At 69.0% G+C, this 23,762-nt stretch carries 21 protein-coding genes; 10 read left to right on the forward strand and 11 right to left on the reverse strand.

Going from position 1 to position 23,762, the window contains the following annotated elements; genetic code table 11:
* Positions 1-2 precede the first annotated feature (2 nt).
* Both mca and BM394_RS22875 read left to right on the forward strand, forming a co-directional pair.
* Positions 3-884 carry a mycothiol conjugate amidase Mca gene (mca, locus tag BM394_RS17050; protein ID WP_092979641.1) on the forward strand — a complete coding sequence of 294 codons (882 nt, stop codon included), beginning with the start codon at positions 3-5 and terminating at the stop codon, positions 882-884.
* Positions 881-1,369 carry a hypothetical protein gene (locus tag BM394_RS22875; RefSeq protein WP_175530144.1) on the forward strand — a complete coding sequence of 163 codons (489 nt, stop codon included), beginning with the start codon at positions 881-883 and terminating at the stop codon, positions 1,367-1,369. Before mca ends, BM394_RS22875 begins: the two co-directional genes overlap by 4 nt.
* An 89-nt stretch (positions 1,370-1,458) precedes the next feature.
* Here BM394_RS22875 and BM394_RS17060 read toward each other — a convergent pair whose 3' ends face one another.
* Complete coding sequence (locus tag BM394_RS17060) at positions 1,459-4,089, reverse strand: polynucleotide kinase-phosphatase (protein ID WP_092979642.1); 2,631 nt, start codon at positions 4,087-4,089, stop codon at positions 1,459-1,461.
* A complete protein-coding gene (locus BM394_RS17065; protein WP_217643561.1) occupies positions 4,086-5,483 on the reverse strand; it encodes a 3' terminal RNA ribose 2'-O-methyltransferase Hen1 in 1,398 nt (465 codons plus the stop codon). The genes BM394_RS17060 and BM394_RS17065 overlap by 4 nt, the downstream gene beginning before the upstream one ends.
* 159 nt (positions 5,484-5,642) lie before the next feature.
* On the opposite strand from BM394_RS17065, the gene BM394_RS17070 reads away from it, so the two are divergent.
* Both BM394_RS17070 and BM394_RS17075 read left to right on the forward strand, forming a co-directional pair.
* Positions 5,643-6,692, forward strand: coding sequence for an endonuclease/exonuclease/phosphatase family protein (locus BM394_RS17070; protein ID WP_092979643.1), 1,050 nt, complete (start codon positions 5,643-5,645; stop codon positions 6,690-6,692).
* 199 nt (positions 6,693-6,891) lie between these two features.
* Entirely contained in the window at positions 6,892-8,937 is a 2,046-nt protein-coding gene (locus tag BM394_RS17075; RefSeq protein ID WP_092979644.1) for a thioredoxin domain-containing protein, read from the forward strand.
* A gap of 109 nt (positions 8,938-9,046) precedes the next feature.
* Here the strand turns inward: BM394_RS17075 and trhA are convergent, their stop codons facing one another.
* Entirely contained in the window at positions 9,047-9,733 is a 687-nt protein-coding gene (gene trhA, locus BM394_RS17080; RefSeq protein ID WP_092979645.1) for a PAQR family membrane homeostasis protein TrhA, read from the reverse strand.
* Between the two features lie 174 nt (positions 9,734-9,907).
* On the opposite strand from trhA, the gene BM394_RS17085 reads away from it, so the two are divergent.
* Positions 9,908-10,684 carry an isoprenyl transferase gene (locus tag BM394_RS17085; RefSeq protein WP_092979811.1) on the forward strand — a complete coding sequence of 259 codons (777 nt, stop codon included), beginning with the start codon at positions 9,908-9,910 and terminating at the stop codon, positions 10,682-10,684.
* 167 nt (positions 10,685-10,851) lie between these two features.
* Here the strand turns inward: BM394_RS17085 and BM394_RS17090 are convergent, their stop codons facing one another.
* Positions 10,852-11,112: a hypothetical protein gene (locus tag BM394_RS17090; protein WP_092922503.1), complete on the reverse strand. Its 261-nt coding sequence runs from the start codon at positions 11,110-11,112 to the stop codon at positions 10,852-10,854.
* A 297-nt stretch (positions 11,113-11,409) separates the two neighbouring features.
* On the reverse strand, positions 11,410-11,661 hold the full coding sequence (locus tag BM394_RS17095; protein ID WP_175530145.1) for a hypothetical protein: 252 nt from the start codon (positions 11,659-11,661) through the stop codon (positions 11,410-11,412).
* A 316-nt stretch (positions 11,662-11,977) separates the two neighbouring features.
* Here BM394_RS17095 and BM394_RS17100 point away from each other — a divergent pair, with 316 nt between their 5' ends.
* The 3 genes from BM394_RS17100 (at position 11,978) to phoH2 (ending at position 15,849) form a co-directional block, all read left to right on the forward strand.
* Positions 11,978-13,168, forward strand: coding sequence for a DUF2268 domain-containing putative Zn-dependent protease (locus BM394_RS17100; protein WP_092979646.1), 1,191 nt, complete (start codon positions 11,978-11,980; stop codon positions 13,166-13,168).
* A 46-nt stretch (positions 13,169-13,214) separates the two neighbouring features.
* The gene (locus BM394_RS17105) at positions 13,215-14,093 is read left to right on the forward strand and encodes a PfkB family carbohydrate kinase (RefSeq protein ID WP_092979647.1); all 879 of its coding nucleotides are present in this window, start codon (positions 13,215-13,217) and stop codon (positions 14,091-14,093) included.
* 364 nt (positions 14,094-14,457) lie between these two features.
* Complete coding sequence (phoH2, locus tag BM394_RS17110; protein ID WP_092979816.1) at positions 14,458-15,849, forward strand: RNA 5'-3' helicase PhoH2; 1,392 nt, start codon at positions 14,458-14,460, stop codon at positions 15,847-15,849.
* 122 nt (positions 15,850-15,971) lie between these two features.
* On the opposite strand, the gene BM394_RS17115 is transcribed toward phoH2, so the two are convergent.
* Both BM394_RS17115 and BM394_RS17120 read right to left on the reverse strand, forming a co-directional pair.
* Complete coding sequence (locus BM394_RS17115) at positions 15,972-16,181, reverse strand: DUF397 domain-containing protein (RefSeq protein WP_092979648.1); 210 nt, start codon at positions 16,179-16,181, stop codon at positions 15,972-15,974.
* Between the two features lie 4 nt (positions 16,182-16,185).
* Complete coding sequence (locus tag BM394_RS17120; RefSeq protein WP_092979649.1) at positions 16,186-17,049, reverse strand: helix-turn-helix domain-containing protein; 864 nt, start codon at positions 17,047-17,049, stop codon at positions 16,186-16,188.
* 149 nt (positions 17,050-17,198) lie between these two features.
* Here BM394_RS17120 and BM394_RS17125 point away from each other — a divergent pair, with 149 nt between their 5' ends.
* On the forward strand, positions 17,199-17,432 hold the full coding sequence (locus BM394_RS17125; protein ID WP_092922489.1) for a hypothetical protein: 234 nt from the start codon (positions 17,199-17,201) through the stop codon (positions 17,430-17,432).
* A 126-nt stretch (positions 17,433-17,558) separates the two neighbouring features.
* On the opposite strand, the gene BM394_RS17130 is transcribed toward BM394_RS17125, so the two are convergent.
* The 4 genes from BM394_RS17130 to kdgD form a co-directional block, all read right to left on the reverse strand.
* Positions 17,559-18,038, reverse strand: coding sequence for a MarR family winged helix-turn-helix transcriptional regulator (locus tag BM394_RS17130; protein WP_092979822.1), 480 nt, complete (start codon positions 18,036-18,038; stop codon positions 17,559-17,561).
* Between the two features lie 414 nt (positions 18,039-18,452).
* Complete coding sequence (locus BM394_RS17135) at positions 18,453-19,745, reverse strand: Nramp family divalent metal transporter (RefSeq protein ID WP_092979826.1); 1,293 nt, start codon at positions 19,743-19,745, stop codon at positions 18,453-18,455.
* 222 nt (positions 19,746-19,967) lie between these two features.
* The gene (locus BM394_RS17140) at positions 19,968-21,551 is read right to left on the reverse strand and encodes an aldehyde dehydrogenase (NADP(+)) (RefSeq protein ID WP_092979650.1); all 1,584 of its coding nucleotides are present in this window, start codon (positions 21,549-21,551) and stop codon (positions 19,968-19,970) included.
* A 5-nt stretch (positions 21,552-21,556) separates the two neighbouring features.
* The gene (kdgD, locus tag BM394_RS17145; RefSeq protein ID WP_092979651.1) at positions 21,557-22,477 is read right to left on the reverse strand and encodes a 5-dehydro-4-deoxyglucarate dehydratase; all 921 of its coding nucleotides are present in this window, start codon (positions 22,475-22,477) and stop codon (positions 21,557-21,559) included.
* A 108-nt stretch (positions 22,478-22,585) separates the two neighbouring features.
* Here kdgD and BM394_RS17150 point away from each other — a divergent pair, with 108 nt between their 5' ends.
* Positions 22,586-23,458: a LysR substrate-binding domain-containing protein gene (locus BM394_RS17150; protein WP_092979652.1), complete on the forward strand. Its 873-nt coding sequence runs from the start codon at positions 22,586-22,588 to the stop codon at positions 23,456-23,458.
* The last annotated feature ends 304 nt before the right edge of the window (positions 23,459-23,762 follow it).

Consider the following 23,762-nt stretch of genomic DNA (forward strand, 5'->3'; position numbering starts at 1 on the left):
ACATGGCGGAGAAACTTCGCCTGATGACTGTGCACGCTCACCCGGACGACGAGTCCAGCAAGGGGGCGGCCAGCACGGCTCGTTATGCGGCGGAAGGCCACGACGTGATGGTTGTCACCTGCACCGGAGGTGAAGCGGGCAGCATCCTGAACCCGGCGATGGACAAGCCGGGAGTGGTCGAGAACATGCCGGAGATCCGGCGTCGCGAGATGGCCGAGGCGGCGGAGATCCTCGGTGTGCACCACCGGTGGATGGGGTTCGTCGACTCCGGGCTTCCCGAGGGCGATCCGCCGCCGCCGTTGCCGGACGGGTGTTTCGCCAACCAGCCGTTGGAGTTGCCGACCGAGGAGCTGGTCCGGATCGTGCGCGAGTTCCGGCCGCACGTGGTGGTGACCTACGACGAGAACGGCGGCTATCCGCACCCGGACCACGTGAAGTGCCACGAGGTCTCGATGGCGGCCTTCGACGCGGCCGGTGATCCCGACCGGTTCCCGGGCGCGGGTGAGCCCTGGCAGCCGCTCAAGTTGTACTATGGGCACGGCTTCTCCAGGCGCCGAATGCAGCTGTTCCACGATTCGTTGCTGGAGCGCGGGCTGGAATCGCCCTACGGGGAGTGGCTGCGGAAGTGGGATGCCTCACGCCAGGATCCCTACGAGCGGGTGACCACGCAGGTCGAGTGCGCGGACTACTTCGAGGTCCGTGACGACGCGCTGCGTGCCCACGCCACGCAGATCGATCCGAACAGCAGGTGGTTCGCGGTCCCGCTGGACATCCAGCGTTCGGTCTGGCCCACCGAGGAGTACGAACTGGTGCGATCGTTGGTGGACACGACGTTGCCGGAAGACGATCTGTTCACCGGGGTGCAGGAGCGAGTGCACGCATGACGGTGCTCGGTTACGCGGCGGTGCTCGCGACGGAGCGGCAACCGCTGGTCATGGTGGTGGCGCAGGACTCGGGTCCGGGAGTGCAGGAAGAGGGGGTCGGCAAGTCCACCCCGCTCGCGCTGTTCCTGATCCTGGTGCTGCTGATCGCGGTCGTCTTCCTGGCCCGATCCATGACCAGGCGGCTCGGCAAGGTTTCCACCCGGTTCGACGAGCAGCGCGCCGCCGCGGCGGCGCCGAAACGCGTCAAACGTGCCGAGGCCGCTCGCCTGGCCCGACAGCAGGAAGCCGGGGTCGCCGACGGGGCCGCCGAGCGAACCGAGGACTCCGACTCGTCCGCCGTTTCCGAGGAGCCGGGACGACATCCCGGCCCCGAGGCTTCCGGCCCCGAGGCTCCCGGCGGCGGGCTTCCCGACGACAACGCCCCGACGGACGACTCGGCGGGGGACGACGCCGCGGAGCGTCGTGAGCGGGGGCGTGCGGACTGAGCGGATCTTTCCCGTCGAGTGGTCGCGGGAAATCACGTTCGTATCCGCGTGGAACGGACCGCACGAGTGGTCCGTTCCACGCGGCGTGGTCACAACCGGGGGTCCACCGGATCCGATTCGAGCGCCAGCACGGCGGAGACGCACTCGTGCAGCCGCCACAGTGGTTCACCGTCGGCGAGGCGATCGAGCGCTTCGAGCCCCAGGCCGTGCTCCCGCAACGCGAGCGATCGCTTCCTGCCCAGTGAGCGCTTCCGCAGCCGCTCCAGGTTGTGCGGCTCGGTGTACTCCGGCCCGTAGACCAGCCGCAGGTACTCCCGGCCCCGCACCTTCACCCCGGGCTGGACCAGCCCGTTCCGGCCGCGCGGTGCCGCCGTGCGCGGTTTGACGACCATGCCCTCCCCGCCCTCGGCGGTCAGCTCCTCCCACCAGGCGGTGGCCGCGGCCACCGAGCCGGCGTCGTCGATGTCGACCGCGCGTCGTCGAGTCGTGCGGAACAGCCCCGGATCCGCCTCGGCGAGCCGGTCGGCGGTTGTCAGGTGCCACTCCTGCTCGGTTTCGCGATACGCCCGTCCCTCGCTCGCCAGGACCCGGAACGGTGCGAGCCGTATCCCCTCGGTTCCGTCCACGGGGTGGCAGTACGAGCGGTAGGCCGTGCGGAAGCGCTCGACATCGGTTTGCCTGGCCTCGAACCTGGTTCGCAACGCGGCCACGTCGAGCCCGCGCCGCTCCGCCTCGCGCAGACCTCGCAGCGTGCTCCGCAACGTGCTGTCGCCTGCCGTGGCCGTGCCCGCGTACCGCTCGTCGATCAGACCCGCCGCCTTGGCGTTCCAGGGCAGCAGCTCCGTGTCCAGCAGTAACCAGTCGGTGTCGAGTTCCTGCCACAGGCCGGTCCGGCCCACGGCGGCGTGGACTCGCGCGAGCAGCGTGGCCGAGGTCGTCTCGTCGAAGAACGCCCGCCCGGTGCGGGTGTGGATCGTTCCCGGCGTGTCCGGCGGACGGGGTTCGATTCCGAACCTTTCCCGCGCGGTCCGGTCGTCGCGGCACAGCAGCACCACGGCGCGCGAGCCCATGTGCTTCTCCTGGCACACCAGCTCCCGCACCCCCTGGTGCCGGTAGTCGGCGAAGGCCCGTTCCGGGTGCTCCAGCAGCTCGCCCTCGGTCACCGTGGAGCAGGGCGGCATCGTCGGCGGCAGGTACAGCAGCAGCCGGGGATCGATCGCGAGTCTGCTCAGCACCTCCAGGGCGGCGGCGGACTGCTCGGCACCGATCGTCACCCGGCCGTGATGACCGGTGTGCACCACGCGGCGCCCGGAGACGTCCCCCAGATCGAGCGTTCCCGGTTCGCGTCGCGGGGTCCGCTCGGCGGGATCTTGCCGCTCGTTCCCGTCCCGGTCGGTCGACTCGTCGTTCCGCGGCGGACGTGCCGGTTCGCTGTACACCCGCTCCGCCGATACCGACACCGTCTCCCGCTCCGGGTAGCGCAGCGCGGTGAGCTCCCCACCGAACACGCATCCCGTGTCCAGGCACATCGTGTTGTTGATCCACTCGGCCGCGGTCACCGGGGTGTGGCCGTACAGCACCGTCGCGCTGCCCCGGTACTCCTTGGCCCAGGGATAACGCACCGGCAGCCCCCACTCGTCGGTCTCGCCGGTGGTGTCGCCGTACATCGCGAACGCGCGCACCCGTCCGGAGGTCCTGCCGTGGTAGCGCTCCGGCAGCCCAGCGTGTGCCACGACCAGGTTCCCGCCGTCCAGCACGTAGTGGGCGATCAGTCCGTCGCAGAAGTCGCGGGCACGTCGTCGGAAGTCCGCGCCCAACTCGTCGAGCTGATCCAGCGTCTCCCGCAGCGAATCCGGGATCCGCACCTTGCGGCCGTCGAGCGCCTTGACCAGTTTGTGCTCGTGGTTGCCGATGATCACCAGCGCGTTGCCCGACTCGACCATGCCCATGACCAGCCGGAGCGTGCCCGCGCTGTCCGGCCCCCTGTCCACCAGGTCACCCAGCAGTATCGCGCGCCTGCCCCTCGGGTGTTCGGCGTCGACCGCGTTCCCGTCGGCATCGTGCCGCAGCCGGTATCCGAGCTCGGTCAGCAGTGCTTCCAGCTCGACACGACAGCCGTGCACGTCGCCGATCACGTCGAACGGGCCGGTGTCGGCGCGGCGGTTGTTGAACAGCTTGGTCCACCGCGGTTCCGCGGAGTCCACTTCGGATTCGGAACGGAGCACGTGCACCCGCCGGAACCCTTCCCGCCGCAGTCCCTTCAGCGAGTGGCGCAGGTCCTTGCGCTGCCGCCGCACCACACCCGGATCCGGGGCCTCCGGGCGCTCGGCGTTGCGCCGCAGGCATAGGCTCTCGGGCATGTCGAGCACCACGGCGACCGGCAGCACGTCGTGCTCCCGGGCGAGCCGGATCAGCGACTGCCTGGCGTGGTTGTGCACGTTCGTGGCGTCCACGACGGTCACCCGGCCCGCCGCCAGCCGCTTGCCCGCGATGTGGTGCAGCACGTCGAAGGCGTCGGCCGTCGCGTCCTGGTCGGTGGGGTCATCGGCCACCATCGCCCGGCAGTGATCGCTCGACAGCACCTGGGTGTGCGGGAAGTGCCTGGCGGCGAAGGTGGACTTGCCGGAGCCGGAAGCACCCACGAGCACGATCAGCGCGAGCTCGGGAAGATCCAGCTCCGTCACCGTCGAATTCGCGCTCGCGTCCTCGGTCTCGGTCATGATGTCGCGTCCCTCTCGGAGAGGTCGTTTCGGGTGAACACGGCCAGCTGGGTGGGCTGTCCGAGCCGCCGGTCCGCTTCGCCGATACCGCTCGACGTGGCGGTGTAGCCGTGGGTGCGCGCCACCCGCCGCGTCCACTCCGCGAACTCGGCACGGTCGAACTCGAAACGGTGATCGGGATGGCGCATCCCACCGGCCAGATCCGGATAGTGCGAGTTGTACTCCGAGTTCGGGGTGGTCAGCACCACCCGGGCCGGGCGCGCGTGCCCGAACACCGCGTGTTCCAGCGCGGCCAGCCGTTCCGGGTCGACGTGTTCGATCACTTCCATGAGCACGGCCGCGTCGTAGCCCACCAACCCCGAGTCGGTGTAGGTCAGCGCGGACTGCCGAAGTCGGATCCGGTGGTTCTCGCGTTCCGAACGCCGCTCCAACCGCAGGGTGCGCTCGGCGGCCCGCAACGCGCGGGTGGAGACGTCCACCCCCAGGATCTCGCCGAACTCCGTGTCGTCGAGCAGGTCCCGCAGCAGTTTGCCGTCGCCGCAGCCCAGATCGACCACCGAGCGGGCCCCGGTCGTGCGCAGCACTTCCAGCACGGCGGCCCGGCGCTGCGCCGCCAGCGGGCGCGTCTCGGTGGTGCCGTCGTCGTGGTCGGTGCCCTCGTCAGCGGTGAGCCGCCGCAGCGCCTCGTCCACCAGCGGCCGCGCGTGCACCAGGTAGCGCCCGCTGATCAGCTCCCGCTCGGGGTGGCCCGCCAGCCAGGCCCCGCCCGCGCGCAGCAGTTTGTCGATCTCGTCCTGGCCGACCCAGTAGTGCTTGGCGTCGTCGAGTACCGGCAGCAGCACGTAGAGCTGGTTCAACGCTTCGGAGACGGTGTGCTCGCCGCGCAGCGTCAGTCGCCCGTACCGGGTCTCACCCCGGTCCGGGTCGTGCAGCACCTCGTGCTCGACCTCCCAGCCCAGCGGTTCGAACAGGCGGCGCGGCAGTTCCCGGTCCCGGCCGTGCGGCACGGCGGGCAGTTCGATCCGCAGCGGTACCGCTCGGGTGACCAGTTCGGGCCGTGCCTCGCAGCGGGCCGCCAGCGCGGTCCGGAACACCCTGCCCAGCGCCACCGCCAGCAGCGAGGAGGCCACGTAGGGGCGGTCGTTGACGTAGGGGCCCAGCGCCCACGAACCGCCCTGGCGGGCCTGCCGTGCCAGCTCCACCGGATCGGTCTCCAGCAGCAGCGCGGCGGTGCAGTCGTGCTCGTCGGCGCGCGGGTAGTACACGTGCGCCCTGCCCGCCGTCACGTCGAAGGACTGCGCCCGCTCGGGGTGCTTGTGCAGCAGGAACCCCAGGTCGCTCGCCGGTCGCTCCCCCATGGTGGTGCTCAACGTCAACAACACGGGCACCAGCATGCCTCGCGGCGCGTGCCGCACGCAGCCGATTTCCGGTGCCGACCGGCCTGGGCCCCGTCCCCCGGGTGGTTCGCCGGACTCCGGAACGAATCCGAGCGGGGGAGCTCGATCACGAGCTCTCGGTGTTCGCGCCGAGGACCGAGCTTTACGATAAGGCCGTTGAAGATCGAAAATCTTTCCGATTCCGCTTCCGGTAACCGAGCCGGAACGTGGAAACGGCGACTGCGAACGGCGCTCTACCTGTGCGGGTTCGCCGGGGTGGCCTCGGTGCTGTGGGCGGGCAGCCTCGGGATCGATCTGCTTAGCCCGTGGGCACAGCTGTCGGCGTTGCGACCCCAGTTGAACGTGCTGGTCCTGCTGCTCGCCGTGGTGCCGCTGTGGCGGCGACGCTTCGTGATCTCGGCGTTGACACTGGTCACCGCGCTGGTTTCCACGATCGGGATGCTGCCTCCGACCTGGGGGACGAGCGGTTCGGTCTCCTCCGGTTCCGGCTCGATCGGGATAGCCGTCTTCAACGTTTTCGCCGACGGTGCCGACCTGGCCGAGATCGCCCGGGAGATCCGAAGCGCCGATCCGGAAGTGGTCTCGTTGCCCGAGGCATCCAGCGGCTATGCCGGAAAGCTGGTCGACAGGCTCGCCCGCACCGGGGACGAGTACGTGTACGAGACGGATGCCCCACTGGTCGGTGATGTCGAGCCCCCGACCCGCAGACGGACCGGTCCGTACCCCACCTCGCTGCTGGTGAAACCGGAGCTTCGACCGGAGTTCGGTACCGAAAAGGTCGCGGGCTCGCTGGGCACGCTCGACGCGAAGATCAACGGTTCGGCGGTGACCTGGCACGTGGCCGCCGTGCATCCTCCGCCGCCATTTCCGGGAGGGACGTCGGGATGGCGGGCCAGCCACAGCCTGCTCGAGGAGTACTGCGATTCGGAGAAGCCGTTCGTGCTCGCCGGGGACTTCAACTCCACGCTGAACCAGGGGCCGATGCGGCGACTGACCTCCAACGGATGCACGGACGTCGGTCGCACCGCCGGCACCGGGTTGAGCACGACCTGGCCGTCCTCGCTGTCGGAGTTCCTCGGGATCACGATCGACCACGTGCTCGTCGGCGGCAGCGAGGTGGGCGCCGCCGACTACCGGACGGTCGACATCAGCGGCACCGACCACAGGGGATTGATCACCGAAGTGACCCTGCCGCGACTGAACTGATCCGGTTCCGGCCACCCGCACGGCCGTTCCCGGGCGGCATCCTGCCCTCGCCGCTCAGGAGCCGTCCCGATCCGGCGAGACACCGAACGCGTGGGCGGGAACCCGCGACCCGCGCGAGCTCCGGCAGGGCTTCTGGCGGCGGGGACTCTCGCGGTGGGGCTTCTCGGCACCGGGACCGTCGGCGTGGGACGCTGCGGGTATGGCACAGCGGCTAGCCCGGGCGACGAGTCCGTACCTGCTCCAGCACGCCGACAACCCGGTCGACTGGTGGCCCTGGTGCACCGAGGCGTTCGAGGAGGCACGGCGGCGGGACGTGCCGGTGCTGCTCTCGATCGGCTACGCGGCCTGCCACTGGTGTCATGTGATGGCGCACGAGTCGTTCGAGGACCCCGACACGGCCGGGGTCATGAACGAGGAGTTCGTCAACATCAAGGTCGACCGGGAGGAACGCCCGGACATCGACGCCGTCTACATCCAGGCCACCCAGGCCATGACCGGCCAGGCGGGCTGGCCGCTGACCTGCTTCCTGACACCGGACGGCGAGCCGTTCCACTGCGGCACCTACTACCCGGCCGCGCCGATGCACGGCATGCCGTCCTTCCGGCAGCTGCTCGACGCGGTGATCAGCGCCTGGCAGGAACGCACCGAGGAGGTGCGGCAGAGCGCGAGCAAGATCGTCGAGCAGCTGGCGAGCCAGCGCGCGGCGCTGCCGGAGTCCGCCGTGGACGACGAGGCGCTGACCGCGGCCGTGACCGGGCTGGCCGAGGAGTTCGACGCCGACAACGGCGGATTCGGCAACGCCCCCAAGTTCCCGCCGTCGATGGTGCTGGAGTTCCTGCTGCGCCACCACGAACGCGCGGGCGACACCGGCACCGGCGCGCGGGCGTGGCAGCTCGCCGAGAGCGTGGCCGTGGCTATGGCACGCGGCGGCATCAACGACCAGCTGGCGGGCGGCTTCGCCCGCTACAGTGTGGACGCGTCCTGGATCGTGCCGCACTTCGAGAAGATGCTCTACGACAACGCGTTGCTGCTGCGGGCCTACACCCACCTGGCGCGGCGGCACGCCGCCGGGGTGTCCGGCACTGATCCCGAACTGCTGCGACGGGTCGCGGGGGAGACGGCGGAATTCCTGGTGCGCGATCTCGGCACCCCGGAGGGTGGCTTCGCGGCCTCGCTGGACGCCGACACCGAGCAGGGCGAGGGCGTCACCTACGTGTGGAGCCCGGAACAGCTGCGTCAGGCGCTCGGTGAGGAAGACGGCACGTGGGCCGCGGAGATCTTCGGGGTGACCTCGGAGGGCACCTTCGAGCACGGCACCTCCACACTGCGCCTGCTCCGTGATCCGGACGACCCCGAGCGGTGGCGGGACGTGCGGGAGCGGCTGCTGCGGGAACGCGCGGGACGCCCGCAGCCCGCCAGGGACGACAAGGTGGTCACCGCCTGGAACGGGCTCGCGATCACCGCGCTGACCGAGGCCGCCACCGCGCTGGACCGTCCCGACTGGCTCCAGGCGGCGGAGACGGCCGCGCGGCTGCTGCTGGACACCCAGCTCCGGAACGGCAGGCTGCTGCGCACCTCCCGCGCCGGTGTGCCGGGCACCGCCGAAGGCGTGCTGGAGGACTACGGCTGCCTCGCCGAGGGGCTGCTGAGCCTGCACCAGGCCACCGGTTCGGCGCACTGGCTGGACACGGCGTGCGAGCTGCTGGACACCGCGCTGGAGCTGTTCGCCGACCCCGAGAACCCGGGGGCGTTCCACGACACCGCTTCGGACGCCGAAGCTCTGGTCAACCGCCCCTCGGACCCCACGGACAACTCGAGCCCCTCCGGGGCGTCCTCGGTCACCTCGGCGCTGGTGACGGCGGGGTCGCTCGCGGGCTCCGAGCGATCCGGGCGCTACCGCGAGGCGGCCGAGCTGGCGTTGAACCGCGCTGGGCTGCTCGCTCGGCGCGCCCCGAGATTCGCGGGGCACTGGCTGGCCGCCGCGGAGGCGAGCAGGCACGGGCCGCTGCAGATCGCCGTGGCCGGCCCCGCCGACAGCGGTCGGGCCGAGCTGATCGCCACCGCCCGGCGCCACGCGCCGGGTGGCGCGGTGACCGTGGCGGGGGAGCCCGAGGACGCCGAGGTTCCGCTACTGGCCGACCGGGGACTGCTGGAGGGTTCGGCCGCTGCCTACGTCTGCAGGGGCTACGTGTGTGATCGGCCCGTCGGCAGCGCGGCGGAGCTGCTGGCGACGCTGCGCGGCTGAGCGCGCCCACTCGACGGCCCCCGAGGCGGGAGCGTCCGGGAAGTTCCCGCCCATCTCCGGACGGGGCCGTCGTTCTCTCCCGGACGGGGGCCGACCGGAAGGGCCCGATTCAGGAATACAGCGCCAGCCAGATGGCGATGTGGTGGCAGATCGCGGCCGCCGAGACCGCCGCGTGGAAGAACTCGTGATAGCCGAACACCCTCGGCCACGGGTCGGGGCGGCGCAGCGCGTAGCAGATCGCACCCCCGGTGTAGAGCACGCCGCCGACCACCAGCAGCACCAACGCCGTGACCCCGGCGTTGGCCAGCAGGTCGGGCAGCACGAAGACCGCGACCCACCCGAGGGCGATGTAGACGGGCACCCCGACCCAGCGCGGGCCGTTCGGCCAGGCCAGCTTGAGCACCACGCCGCCGAGTGCGCCGCCCCACACCACCGCCAACACCACCGTCGCCGTGGTCGGCCGCATCGCCAGCATCGCCAGCGGCGTGTAGGTGCCCGCGATGAACAGGAAGATCATGGAGTGGTCGAGGCGTCGCATCGTGGTCCGCGCACCTTCCGTGCGCCACGTTCTGCGGTGGTACAGCGCGCTTACGCCGAACAGGCCCAGCACCGTGGCGACGTAGATGGAGGTCCCCAGCGCGGCACGACCGGACACCGTGGCTCCGGCCAGCGCGATCAGCGCGGCGCCCGAGACCAGCGCCCCGAGCGCGGACCACAGGTGGATCCAGCCCCGCAGCTTGGGTTTGACCGACTGAGCGGCCGAGGGCTCGCGCGTGTTGCGGCTCGCTGTTGGCACGTTTCGAGCTTACGGGAGGGAGGCCGCCCCGCTCCGCTCGACATGATGACGTTCACCCGCCCGATGCGGGACGAGCCACGGATCACCCGCCTCGGTGAGCTGCGCGCGGAGCGGCCGTGTCGATCCTGCGGTCGCTTGCCGTGCTCGTCGAGCCTCCGAGTAGTCTCGTGGAACGTGGCGCTGAGACTTCGGCTACGAGAGCTTGTCTACGATCTCTACGAACGGCGGTTGCGCCGTCAGCTAAAGGGGGCACAACCCCCCAGACACGTCGGTGTGATTCTGGACGGCAATCGCCGCTGGGCGAAGGAGGCCGGGTTCGACGCCGACTACGGTCATCGTGCCGGGGCGCGCAAGATCTCGGACTTTCTCGGCTGGTGTCGGGAGAACCAGGTGGAAGTGGTCACGCTGTGGCTGCTGTCCACCGACAACCTCCGGCGGGCCAGCAGCGAGGTCGACTCGCTGCTGGAGATCATCGCCGGTGTCGTGGAGGAGATCACCCAGCCCGGCACGCCGTGGCGGGTGCGCATCGTGGGTGCGATGGACCTGCTGCCCACCGAGATCGCGGCCAGGATCTCGGCCGCCGCGTTGCGGACCGAGAACCGGGACGGGATGCAGGTCAACGTGGCGGTCGGCTACGGCGGCAGGCAGGAGATCGCCGACGCGGTGCGCAAGATGCTGCAGCGGCACGCCGAGGCGGGAACCACCATCGAGGAGCTCGCCGAGGTGCTCGACGTCGATCACATCGCCGAACACCTCTACACCTCCGGGCAGCCCGATCCGGAGCTGTTGATCCGCACTTCCGGTGAACAGCGATTGTCCGGTTTCATGCTCTGGCAGTCGGCGCACTCGGAGTTCTGGTTCTGCGAGACCTACTGGCCCGCCTTCCGGCGAGTGGACTTCCTGCGCGCACTGCGGAACTTCGCGGCTCGGCACCGCAGATTCGGGAACTGACGCGTTCTCGGCAGCGCTCTTGGATCGGGTTCCCGAACGGCGGGCGAGAGCGGCGAACCGCCGCGGTGCCGACGATATCCGTGGCACCGAGAAGCGGGGCCGGACCGCGATGTCCGACCCCGCTCGTTTCATCCCGATGATTCGGGACGAAACCGTTCAGCCCGTGCTCAGCTGCCGTTGGTGATCGAGGTGGGGTGGTCCACGACCGGGGCGTTGACGCACTCCGAGGGCTGCGCGTGCAGCAGGTTGACGACCGCGCCGAGCACGGCGACGTTGTTGCCGCACAGCTGGACCGGCAGCACGCTCAGGTTGTTGTCGTTGAGGATGTTGATGCCGTCGTTGTCCTTGGTGTCGGCGCTGGCCATGGGGGCCATGGCCATCATGCCGGCGGCGGCGATACCCACGGCGGCGGCGGTCTTCTTCAGCATGGGGGAGTTCTCCTTCGAATTACACGTCGATTCCGACGTTCTCCGCCTGTTCGCACTCCGAGCGGCGGAGGAGATTTTGTCGTGAGTTGACTCGGAACGAGTCCGTCAGTGCGGAAAATCGCCCTTCAGGGCGGAAATCGGCTGCCGAATCGTGGCACGCGATCGCGCGGAGGAAACGGATCCGTTCTCGTTCCGAGCTCTCCGGGGGTCGTTCGGTTCGCCGCTGAATCCGGAGTGGACGGCTGTTAGGTCAGCTCCGTCCACTCCGGCTCTTCCGGTTCCGCGCGGGATCCGGGCTCAGCTGATCGCCTTGGGGTGGTCCACGACCGGGGCGTTGACGCACTCGGAGGACTGCGAGGTCAGCACGTTGGCGACAACGCCGAGCACGGCGACGTTGTTGCCGCACAGCTGGATCGGGACGGCGCTGATGTTGTTGTCGTTGAGCACGTTGATGCCGTCGTTGTCCTTGGAGTCGGCGCTGGCCATGGGGGCCATGGCGACCATGCCGGCGGCGGCGATACCCATGGTGGCGGCGGTCTTCTTCAGCATTTTCTCGCTCCCTGTCGGTACGGGTGATTCGTGGAACGCGGTTCGCACGACGGAACCCCAGAAAATTCCGCCGTGGGCGCGCACACGAAGGAAACCTATCGACTGCATGATCGCGAGGAAAGCTCGATAACACTATCGTGTAAATATCTAATTTGGTTTCTAAAGGTATCTTTCGGGTGACACACGAAAGGCGACGTTGGTGCTCGGAATGATTCGACGGAAGCTTTCCGGTCGTGCGTCACCCTCGGGGGCGAACACCCCGATCCCCGCGGCGTGAACACGGCACGAAAGCCGCGAACTCCGCTATCCTGCCGACATGCCCGAAGTGCCGGTCGCCGAGTACCTCGTCCTCGGCCTGCGGTTCGGGCGGCTGTCCCTCGGCTTCGTGCAGAGCTACACCGGCGATCGTGCGCTGCGCGGGCAGGTGGACCGCGAGCCCGCACCGCTTCCCGGCTTGCTCGCCTCCCAGGCACGCGGACTGCGTCGAACCGTCCGGCGGGCCGCGCTGGATGCCGACCGTACTGATTTCCTGCTCGGGCAGCTCGCCGCGCTGGACTGCGCCGCCCGTGGGCTCGCCGGGGGTCCCGTGTCGTTCGCGGGCAGGCTGCGCCGCTGCTTCCAGCTCGAGGTGGACCGCACCGACCCCGAGCACTACGCGGCGGTCCACGACGAACTCGCCCACTGGCTGCCCCGGGGTGCCACGCTGGTCGAGCGGGTGGCGAACTTCCGCGAACGCGAACGCGTTTCGGCGGAAGCGCTGCCCGACTGCGTGCGTGCCCTCTCCGAAGCCTTCCGAGTCCGGGCCCGAGCGGCGTTCCGGCTGCCGGTGCACGAGCGGGTGACGTACCGGTTCCGGCACGATCCTTCCTTCGGCGGGCTGCAGCACTACCTCGGCGGTGGCCGCTCCGTCGTCACCGTCAGCACCGCCGTGCCGCACCGCCTCAGCGATCTGCCCAGGCTGCTGGCGCACGAGAGCTATCCCGGCCACCACACCCAGCACTGTCGCGACACGCTTCCCGAACACGACATCGCGCTCACCGACACCCCGCAGTGCACGATCTCGGAGGGACTGGCCGAACGGGCGCTGGACGTGCTGCTCGGTCCGGCCTGGGGAGCCCGGGTTCGTGAGGTGCTCCACGGGATCCTGCCGGTGCCGGCGGCGGAGGACCTCGAACGGATGGACGCCGCGCGGCGCGTGCTCGCCGGGGTACGGCGGGACGCCGCGCTGATGCTGCACGAGCACGGCACCGATCCCCACCGGGTGCGCGAGTACCTGCGGCGCTGGTTGCTGCTGGACGACTCACGTGCCCGGGTGCTGCTGGAACGCCTCTCCGACCCTTCCACCGCCGCGTACGCCGTCGTCTGCCCAACCGCGTACGAGTTGACCGGTGCCTGGTTGGACGCCGAAGGTCCCGAACACCGCCGCGTTCGCTACGAACGGCTGCTGGATCGGCCGCTGCAGCCGCACACCCTGCGGTCCGAGCTCTCCGGCAGAATCGCCGCTTGACTACTCCCCGACGTGAACGCCGGGGTTTCCGCCGATCGGAGGACCGATGAGCCGACGCGCCGTGCTGTGCTCCGGGATGGTCACGCTGGACCTGCTGCAGCGGGTGGCCGAGTTCCCGGGGCCGAACGAGAAGACCACCGCCGAGCGGGCAGAGCTGAGCGCGGGCGGTCCTGCCACCGGGGCCGCCGTCACCGCCGCCGCGCTCGGTTCGGAGGTGAGCCTGCTGACGGCACTGGGAAGTCATCCGATGGCCGGGGTGGTGGCGGACGAACTCGCCGAGCACGGAGTCGAACTGCTCGACGTCACTCCCGACAGCGGGACGCCGCCGGTGGTCTCCGCCGTGACGGTGCACAGCACGACCGGTAGCCGCAGCGTGGTCTCGCGCGCCCCGAAGGATGCCGATCCGGAGCCGGGCGCACTGCTGCGGACCGTCCCCGACGCGGTGCTCGTGGACGGTCATCGTCCCGTGCTCGCGCGAGCGGCCATGTGGCACGCCGGACAGGCCGGTGCTCCCGTGGTGCTCGACGGTGGCAGTTGGAAACCAGTGCTCGCCGAGATCCTCCCCCGAGTGGACCTCGCGGTCTGCTCCGCCGACTTCCGGGTTCCCGGCACCACCGAGCTCGACGAGCAGCCCGCCGCGCTGTTCGAACGCGGAGTGGGGGCCGTGGCGATCACCCGGGGTCCCCGCGACGTGCTCTGGTGGTTGCCGGACGGCGCGAGCGGCAGCGTTCCGGTGCCCGAGGTCGAGGCGGTGGACACGCTCGGCGCGGGCGATGTGTTCCACGGTGCGGTGGTTCACGCGGTCGCCGGTGGTGCCCCGCTGTCCGGCCTGCCCGACACGCTTTCGTTCGCGGCCGGGATCGCCGCCGACCGGGTGCGCCGTCCGGGGCGTGGGGAGTGGTTGCGCGGCATGTCCCCTCGCTGACTCGGGGAGGCGGTGCGAACCGCGGGATCGATTCCGTGCGGCGTGCGGGGGCGAAACACCCCACGGCCCACGGTCGGGTGATGGGTTCACCGTAGGGGCCGTGCGGGTGTGCACACTGTGGCTTCCGGGTGACGATTCGTTTAATCACCTGTGTGGCTGCCTGCCAACGTCCGATCACACGGGTAGCGTCCGCGGTGACGGGTCGTGCAGTTGCGGCCCGTCCGGGGAGGCCCTTCACCCGTGTCGAAGGTCGGATCGGGCTCCACCGGGTGGCTGCCCACGGCCCGACTCCGACGGGGTGCGGGGCGGCCCGGCCCGCCGACGAACGGGCGCGGTCGCTCGTGCCCGTTAGGGAGTAGCCGTGATGACACGACGTTCCCAGCAAGCGGAGCCCCTGTCCGGTTCCGAAAGCGTGAATTCCTCAGCTCCCGCACCGCGTCCGTCGGACGCGGCCGAGGGAAGGGGAGTGCGTAGCTACGTCCTGGACACTTCTGTGCTGTTGTCGGACCCCTGGGCTTTCACCAGGTTCGCCGAGCACAGTGTCGTCCTGCCACTGGTCGTGATCAGCGAGTTGGAAGGCAAGCGCCACCACCCCGAACTGGGATGGTTCGCACGGGAGGCGCTGCGCGGTCTCGACGACCTGCGACTGCGACACGGCAAGTTGGACGAGCCGGTTCCGGTCGGTGAGTCGGGTGGTCGACTGCACGTCGAGTTGAACCACTCCGACCCCGAAGTGCTGCCTCCGGGGTTTCGCAACGAGTCCAACGACGCCCGCATCCTGGCGTGCGCGCTGAACCTGGCCGGTGACGGTCACCTGGTGACCCTGATCAGCAAGGACATGCCGCTGCGGGTCAAGGCCGCCGCGGTGGCGTTGGACGCGGACGAGTACCGGGCGCAGGACGTGATCTCCACCGGTTGGTCCGGCATGACCGATCTGGACGTGCCGCCCAATGAGGTGGACACGCTGTTCAAGTCCGGCTCGGTGGAGTTGGCCGAAGCCGCCGAACTCCCGGTCAACACCGGGTTGCGGCTGCTCGCGGGAACGAAGAACGCGCTGGGCCGGGTGACCCCGGACAAGACGGTGCGGCTGGTGCGCGGTGAGCGCGAGGCGTTCGGGCTGCACGGTCGCTCCGCCGAGCAGCGGATAGCCCTGGATCTGCTGCTGGACCCCGAGGTCGGCATCGTCTCGCTGGGCGGTCGGGCCGGAACCGGCAAGTCCGCGCTGGCGCTGTGCGCCGGGCTGGAATCCGTGATGGAACAGAACAGGCACCGCAAGGTGATGGTCTTCCGGCCGCTCTACGCGGTGGGCGGGCAGCAGCTCGGCTACCTGCCCGGCAGCGAGGACGACAAGATGCAGCCCTGGGGGCAGGCGGTCTACGACACGCTGGGCGCGCTCGCGGGGCAGAACGTCATCGACGAGGTCATCGACCGGGAGATGCTCGAAGTGCTGCCGTTGACCCACATCAGGGGGCGCTCGCTGCACGACTCCTTCGTGATCGTCGACGAGGCGCAGTCGCTGGAGCGCAACGTGCTGCTGACGGTGCTGTCGCGGCTGGGTGCCAATTCGCGGGTGGTGCTCACCCACGACGTGGCGCAGCGCGACAACCTGCGCGTCGGCAGGCACGACGGTGTGGCGGCCGTGATCGAGAAGCTCAAGGGCCACCCGCTGTTCGCGCACGTCACACTGACCCGCTCCGAGCGGTCCCCGGTGGCGGCCCTGGTTACCGAGATGCTGGAGGGTGAGTTCATGAGCTGACGCCCCCGCCAGGGGCGAGCCCTCGAAGGACGGCGTGGCCGGGCGGCGATTTCGCGAGAAATCGACACCCGGCCACGGCCGGTCGTGTCAACTCCGCCCGGTCCGGCGGTGTCCCGGTGCTCTCATCGCCGGTGCTCGTCGAGGGTGGTCGCGGTGTGGAGGAAGGCGTGCCAGGCGTGGTGGGTGAAGGTGTGGACGGGGCCGTCGGGGTTCTTGGAGTCGCGGACGCCCACGGCGGTGTCGGTGAGTCGTACTTCCACGCAGTTGTCACTGGCTACCGCGCTGTAGGAGCTCTTCAGCCATCCACCCTGCTTATTGGTCGTCTGTGCCATGTTCTCAATTCTCCTTCGCGAGGCGCTCGATGAACTCTAGGGAGGTTTCGTGCGGTGCGGTGAGCAGACTGAGTCGTTGTGAGACGGCGCGTAGCACTTCGATGTCTGATCGCTCGTCGAAGTAGGTGGAGGGGCCGTAAACAACCGAGGAGAAACCGACCGGTGCTCCGTCGTTGCCGAAGTCGAACACGGTGAAACCACCACCTCTTGCCGGATTCGGAGCATCGCATCGCAACAGTCGCACGGTCGTGTCCGGTTGTTCGTCTACCAATCGGAGGATGTGCAGTGCCTGCTCGCGCCTTGTCTTGTCCCCTTTCGGGGTGAAACGCAGCGAGTCCTCGGTGACGAAGAAACACAGCTTTTTACCCGGTTCGGAGCGCAGTGTCCTGTTCTGGCGTTCCAACCGGAAGCTAACTCGTCGATCGATTTCGTCATCGTTGCTGTTCCGCCAGGTTCCGGCGGCTTCCTCCATGGCTGCTCTCAAGTACTCGGGTGATTGGAGCAGCCCTGGAACGACGCCGGGCTCGTAGCTGGTGATCTCGGTCGCGCTGGCTTCCAGATCGGCGAACCGTTGGTAAGCCCGGGGCAACACGTCGGTATAGGGCCGCCTCGGCTGTCTTTTTCGTGCTTCTGCGGCAAGGGCCAGCGCGGCATCGCGTTCCTCACCGTTGGTTTCGTAGAGATCCAACAGCTTTTCGAGGTCGCTGGGACTGATGGTGCTTCTGCCCTCTTCCAGCTCCGCGATACGTGAGCGGACCTTGCCCAGCGTTGCGGCGGCCTCTTGGCGTGTTCGTCGGCTTGCTTCCCGAAGCCGCCGCAGCGTCAGGCCCAGTTGTCGACGTTCCAGCGTCTGACGTACGCGGCCCATTTCGAACCTCCTGTGTGCGGGCTGGACGGCTTCTCACTCGATCAGTGTATTTCTAGGTCCGATAGCGGACCTTAAGCTGAGTAAGTCCGATATCGGATCAATTGTTTTGTTGTCGTGTCGAGCTTAGCCAACGTTCGGGAAGGTGGATCATGAGTCTTTACCGGCACACCGGGGTATCGGTGGAGTCCTACGTGGAGATGGCCCGTGGGGTGGCGGTCCGCTGTGAGGTGGACCGGCTCAACGAGCAGGCCAACCTCGCGTTCGGTTCCTCGGAGAGCTTCGTGCTCAGTCTGGATCGCGACGCGCTCGAACAGCTGGTGTCGCTGGGCAGCCGTGCCATCGCCGAACTCGACGTCGAGGGTGAGCCGTTGACTGTCATGTGAGCGCGGTGTCCGCTGTCGCTGTTGTGTGGGTGCTGGCAGGGAGCGGTGCCCACACGAGCGGTCGCTTACGCCGGGCGCGAGTTCCGCCCGTCGCACGGGTGCGCGTCTCTCCGAAGAGCGCCGGACTCAGTCGGCAGCTCGGTCGGCGGCGGGGTTCCGGCCCGAGTCGTCGGTGGCCAGCACGCGCCCCAGCAGCTCGACCAGCGTGTCACGCTCCTCCTCCGTGAGGGGACTGAGCAGTTCTCGCTGCGCGGACCGGGCGACCGCTGCCATCTCCCCGGCGAGTTCCGCCCCGGCCGTGGTCAGCGTGACCCGGTGCCGACGTCGGTCCTCGGGGTCGCGCTCCCGGTGCACCAGTTCCCGTTGCTCCAGCTTGTCGAGGTAGCCGACGAGATGACTGCGGTTGAACCGGAGCCGATCGGCGAGCACGTGCTGCGTCAGCGGCCCGAAGTCCGAGAGCGCCGTGAGCACCGCGAAGTGCGGTAGCCGCAGTCCTCGTTCGGCGAGCGCCCCGTCCAGTTCCCGGTGGCCGATACGCGCGACGTGCCCCGCCAGGTAGGAGGGCAGCGAAAGCAGGCTCGGGGGACGTGTCTCGTGCTCGCTCATGAGTGCGACCCTGTCCACCCGCCAAATTCAGTCATACTGTAACTGTTACATAATGACACTAATATTTGGCGCGGAACGAGCCGTTCCCGAACGCGAGGCGGGTGACGGTCCGTGGATATCGGAGTGGTGCCCACCAGCGGATACCTGGACGAGGAACTCGCGGCGGCCCGCCGGGAGGACGGCGCGCTCGACGCAACCCCCGGAACTCCGGCTGTCCGGGGCCGGGACCACGTGTTCGCCATAGGTGACCTCACCTCGACTCCTGAGCGCCACAGCGGCTACGCGCGACGCGGTGCCCGGCGAGCCTGCCGGGAACCGCCTCCTCGGAACTCCATTCCCCGCGGAACAGGTTCCCCGCGGAACAACCGGGTCCGGCCCAGCGCCGGCCACGAGCACCGGAGTCCGGCGGCGGCACTAGAACCAGCCCATGACCGCTTTGATGCTCACCCAGATCGCCAGGGCGGTGGTCAGGACCAGGACGGTGTTCTCCGCGAGGCTCGCCTTGTGCTCGCCCAGATGGCTCGATTTGTTCACGAGGATCATGAGCCCGATCGCCGTGATCGGCACGACGACGGCCTGCATCCCGGTGACGAAGATCGCCATCTCGACGAACCCGGGCATCCCGGGGATGGACCAGATGATGGGCGAGATCAGAATGAACAGGCTGAACCACTTGAACCACGGGTCGTCGTCGAACTTCCGTCCGAACTTCTCCCGGCGCTCCGGCCTGATCATGTGCAAACAGTCGATGATGATTTTGGGGAAACCGTTCGCGTACCCGATCACGCTGCTGTAGAGGATTCCGAACGCCCCGAGGTAGAAGACGACGGCGCCGAACGTGCCCAGGTGCAGCGACAGTGCCTTGGAGATGTCCTCCAGGCTGTTGACCTCGATGTCGTTCGGGCTGAGGATCTCGGCGCCGACGACCCAGACCGTCAGGTTGATCACGATGGCGGCGCAGATGCCGAACAGGATGTCGTTACGCTGGATCCTCTTGTGGCGCACGCCCTTCCAGCCCTTCTCCTTCACGAAGTAGGGGTACAGGAAGTTGGCCATCGATCCCGCCACCGCTCCGATCAGTGAGAGGGCGACGGCGAAGACCCCGAACGCGCCGGTGTCGCTCGGAATGCCGAATCCCACCGTGCCCTTGACGATCCCACCCACGTCGGGAACCGAGTAGATCGCCAGCCCCAGGAAGGCGGTCGTCATCAACACCAGGAGGAGTTTGAGGAGCTTCTCGATGGTGTTGTAGACATTACGTCCGATGACGAACAGGCTGAGCAGCACCACGGCGCATGACCACAGGAACGGATGGCCGATACTGAATATCCAAGCGAGGGCCTCGCCCGCCCCGGTGATCATGTAGGCATTGAAGAAGTGCCCGCTGACGAGGATGGCGATTCCGATGAACCACGGGTAGTACTTGGAGACATCGTTGTAGCCCTCGACTATCGTCTGCCCCTTCAGATTCAGAATCTGATACCTGCCCATGAGGTTCACGATGACGAACCGAACGATCAGGGAAAGGGCGAGCAGCCACATGAGGTTGTACCCGTAGCTCGAGCCCGACACGGAGGCGGTGACGAGGTCACCGGCTCCCATCATGCTCAGGACGGCCACGATTCCCGGACCGAAGTTCCGGATTCGGACCATGAATGATCTATCCGGGGTGTCCACGGCCGCATTGCCGCCTTCTTTTTGTTCCATCAGCAAAAACCTCGGTAATTCGTGGAATAGTAACTACTCGGTGCTGACGATTCGCGATGCTTTCGGTGATCTCCACCGACGTAGGTGAGATCGGGGTGCGGCAGCCGCGGCCAACCCTGGGTTATGGAGCTACCCGTTCCAAGGGAGTCGTCCCTGCGATAGGCGACATCGCCTCCTGCCGGGTGCGGAAGGATCCGGCGGAAAGTTCTTTCGAACCCCGCTTCAGTGCCGTCCCGGTTCACCGTCGACCCGACGCCACAGCTGTTCGGGGTTGCCCGTAGCGATCGAGCCGGGCAGCAATGCCTCGGGGACGTCCTGGTAGGCCACCGGACGCAGGAACCGCTCCACGGCCAGGGTGCCCACCGAGGTGCCGCGCGAGTCCGAAGTGGCCGGAAACGGCCCACCGTGGACCATCGCGTGACCCACCTGCACGCCGGTCGGCCAGCCGTCGAACAGGACGCGTCCCGCGCACCGTTCCAGCAGCGGCAGCAGCGCGGCGGCCTCGGGGTGGTCGGCCGTCGCGGCGTGCACCGTGGCGGTCAGCTGCCCCTCCAGGTTCCGCGCCACCTCGCGGAGCTGTTCGGCGTCGCGGCACCGGACCACCAGCGAGCACGCGCCGAACACCTCCTGGTGCAGCGACTCGTCGGCGAGGAACTCGCCCGCGTCGGTGGCCAGCAGGGCGGGGCGGCAGGTGTTCGGCCGGTCCGTCGCGGTTCCCCGAGCCAGCTCCTCGACCGAGGGGTGTGCCGCGAGCTCGCCCAGCCGGTCCGCGTAGGCGTGGGCGATGTCGGGGGTGAGCATCGTGCTCGGCTCGCTCGCCGCGACCGAGTCGGCGGCGGCGCTCAGGAACTCCCGCAGCTCCGGACCGTCGACCGCGACGAGCAGCCCCGGATTGGTGCAGAACTGACCGGCTCCCGAGGTCAGCGAGCCGACGAAACCGGTGGCGATGTCCCCGGCCCGCTCGGCGAGCGCGTTCGGCAGCAGGAACACCGGGTTGGTGCTGCTCATCTCCGCGAACACCGGGATCGGGCGCGGCCGGGACTGCGCCGCCGCCAGCAGCGCCAGTCCGCCGGAGCGGGAACCGGTGAAGCCGACCGCCTGGATCCGCGGATCAGTGACCAGTGCGGTGCCCAGCTCCGGCCCGGAGCCGAACAGCATCGAGAAGGTGCCGGCGGGCATGTCGAGCTCGGTGACCGCCCGGGTCACGGCTCGCGCGACCAGCTCGCAGGTGCCGGGGTGGGCGTCGTGCGCCTTGACCACCACCGGGCAACCGGCGGCCAGCGCGGAGGCGGTGTCACCGCCAGCCACGGAGAAGGCCAGCGGGAAGTTGCTCGCGCCGAACACCGCCACCGGTCCCAGCGGAATCCGGCGCTGCCTGATGTCGGGCCGTGAACCGGAGCCGTCGGCGGCGGGGGACGGGTCGACGCGTGGGGCCTCGAGGTCGCCCTGCCGGACCAGCGAGGCGAACATCCGGAGCTGCCCCGTGGTGCGGCCGACCTCGCCGGTCAGCCGTGCCTTCGGCAGACCGCTCTCGGAGTGCGCGCGTTCGACCAGCGTCTCGTCGAGCGCGTCGATGTTGTCGGCGATCCGGTCCAGCAGCGTCGCACGCTCGTTTCGCGGGGCGGTCCGGTAGGTTGGGAACGCCTTCTCGGCGGCGGCGCAGGCGCTGTCGACATCGGCGGGGGTGCCGTGGCCGAACTCCGGCTCCATTTCCTCCCCGGTGGCCGGATCGACGGCGCGGATCCCCGCGCCCTTGCCGAGGACCCCCGTTCCGGCGACGAGCATGTGTCCGGTGGGTCGCGTCATCGTTCTCACTCCTCTGAGATCCGTCGCACGAGGTCGTCGAGCATCGCCTGTTCGGTTTCGTCCAGATCCACCAGCGGCGTCCGCACCGGTCCCGCGGGGCGGCCGATCACCCGCATGCCCGCCTTGACGATGCTGACCGCGTAACCGGCCCGGCGGTCCCTGATCTCGCAGTAGGGCAGTACGAACTCGTTCAGATAGCGGTAGACCGTGTTCCGGTCCCGGCGTTGCACCGCGTCGTAGAACCGCAGGGCGAACTCGGGCACGAAGTTGAACATCGCCGAGGAGTACGTGCTCACACCCATTTCCAGATAGGGCAGTGCGAACGTCTCGGCGGTGGGCAGTCCTCCGATGTAGGTGAGGCGGTCGCCCAGGCGGGAGTAGATGCGCGTCATCCGTTCGATGTCGCCGACGCCGTCCTTGAAACCGATCAGGTTCGGGCAGTCCTCGGCCAGTCGCGCCACCGTGGTGTCGGTGAAGATCGCGTTGGCACGGCTGTAGATGATCACACCGAGGTCGGTGGCGGCGCAGACGCGGCGAACGTGCGCCGCGAGCCCCTCCTGGTCGGCCTCGGTGAGGTAGGGCGGCAGCAACAGCAGTCCGTGCGCTCCCGACCGCTCGGCGGCCCGGGCCATCTCCACCGCCGTGGCCGTGCCGTATCCGGCGGGAGCGATCACCGGCAGGTCCCGTGGCACCTCCTCGACCGCGGCGGTGACCGCCCTCTCGACCTCGGCCGGGGTGAGGGAGAAGAACTCCCCGGTCCCGCCCGCCGCGAACAGCCCGGCGGCGCCGTACCCACCCAGCCATCGGATGTTCTCGCGGTAGGCGGACTCGTCGAGGCTCAGGTCCTGCCGAAAGTGGGTCACCGGGAACGAGAGCAGCCCGGAAGCCAGCCGTCGGGCGACCTCGGATGGTGAGAGGTGGGGCATCGGTTCGTCTTCCTCCGGTTACGAACGTTGGTTGGAGGTGACGCTAGAGTTAACCATCGATGCACGTCTAACTCCGATTAAGCATCCACCAATACCCCGAAAGCATCGATGTTCACACTGACCCAGCTGTCCGGTTTCGTCGCGGTCGCCGAGGAAGGCCACTTCGGGAGGGCCGCGCAGCGGCTGCGCATGACCCAGCCCCCGCTGAGCCGGCAGATCCAGCAACTGGAGAAGGAACTACAGGTCCGGCTGTTCCACCGGGACAGCCGGACGGTGTGGCTCACCCCGGCCGGGCGCGCGTTCCTACCGGACGCGCGGAGGCTGCTCTACGAGGCCGACAGCGCCGCGCTCTCGGCTCGTCGGGTGACCGCGGGCCAGGAAGGGGTGGTGCGGGTGGGATTCACCGCGACCTCGGCCTACGGTGTGCTGGGCGGGATGATCGACACGGCTCGACAGCACCTGCCGCACGTCGAGCTCGTGCTGCGCGAACTGGTCACCAGGGAGCAGCTCGAACGGCTCTCCTCCGGAGCGCTCGACCTCGGGCTGGTGCGACCACCGGGCAGGCAGGACCTGCGGTCCCGACTGCTGCGCCGCGAGCCGCTGCTGGCGGCGCTGCCCGCGAACCACCCGCTGGCCTCGGAACCCGGACCGTTGGAGTTGAGCGCCTTCGACGGCGCCGACGTGGTGACCTACTCGCCCTCCGAGGCGCGCTACTTCCACGAGTTGCTGGTGGGCGTCTTCCGGGATGCCGCGGTGCGGCCGAACTACGTGCAGTACGTGAGCCAGGTGCACACCCTGCTGGCGCTGGTGGAGGTGGGGCTGGGGATCACCCTCGTGCCGTCCATCGCCACCCGGCTCCGGCTGGACGGCGTCGTGTTCCGGGAGGTGCGCCTGCCCGAACCGGAACCGGTGGAGCTGCACCTGGCCTGGCGGGACGGCAACGACAACCCGGCGCTGCACGCGCTGCTGGAGTCGCTGTGATACCTCGCTCGGGTCGAGCCGATCCATCGCCCAGACATGTCGGACGGGATCCGCTCGTCGGTGAGCGACCGCTCTCGGGAACCGGGTGTTGCCGGAAGCTGCAGGGTGAGCTTCGTTCGCTTCCCGCGTCGTGCCGAGCTGGTCTAGCGTTCGTTGCCGAGTCGACGAACAGTAAGTGACTCCGGCGGCTCACCGGCCTTGACCGGGGACGGCATCCGGAACCCGACACCGTTCGACGGCGGGAACCGCCGGGATTCGGGGACGAGAACAGTGTGATGAGCGGAGCGACCCGACACCGGGCGAG

Source organism: Actinopolyspora lacussalsi subsp. righensis, assembly GCF_900116555.1.
GTDB lineage: Bacteria > Actinomycetota > Actinomycetes > Mycobacteriales > Pseudonocardiaceae > Actinopolyspora > Actinopolyspora lacussalsi.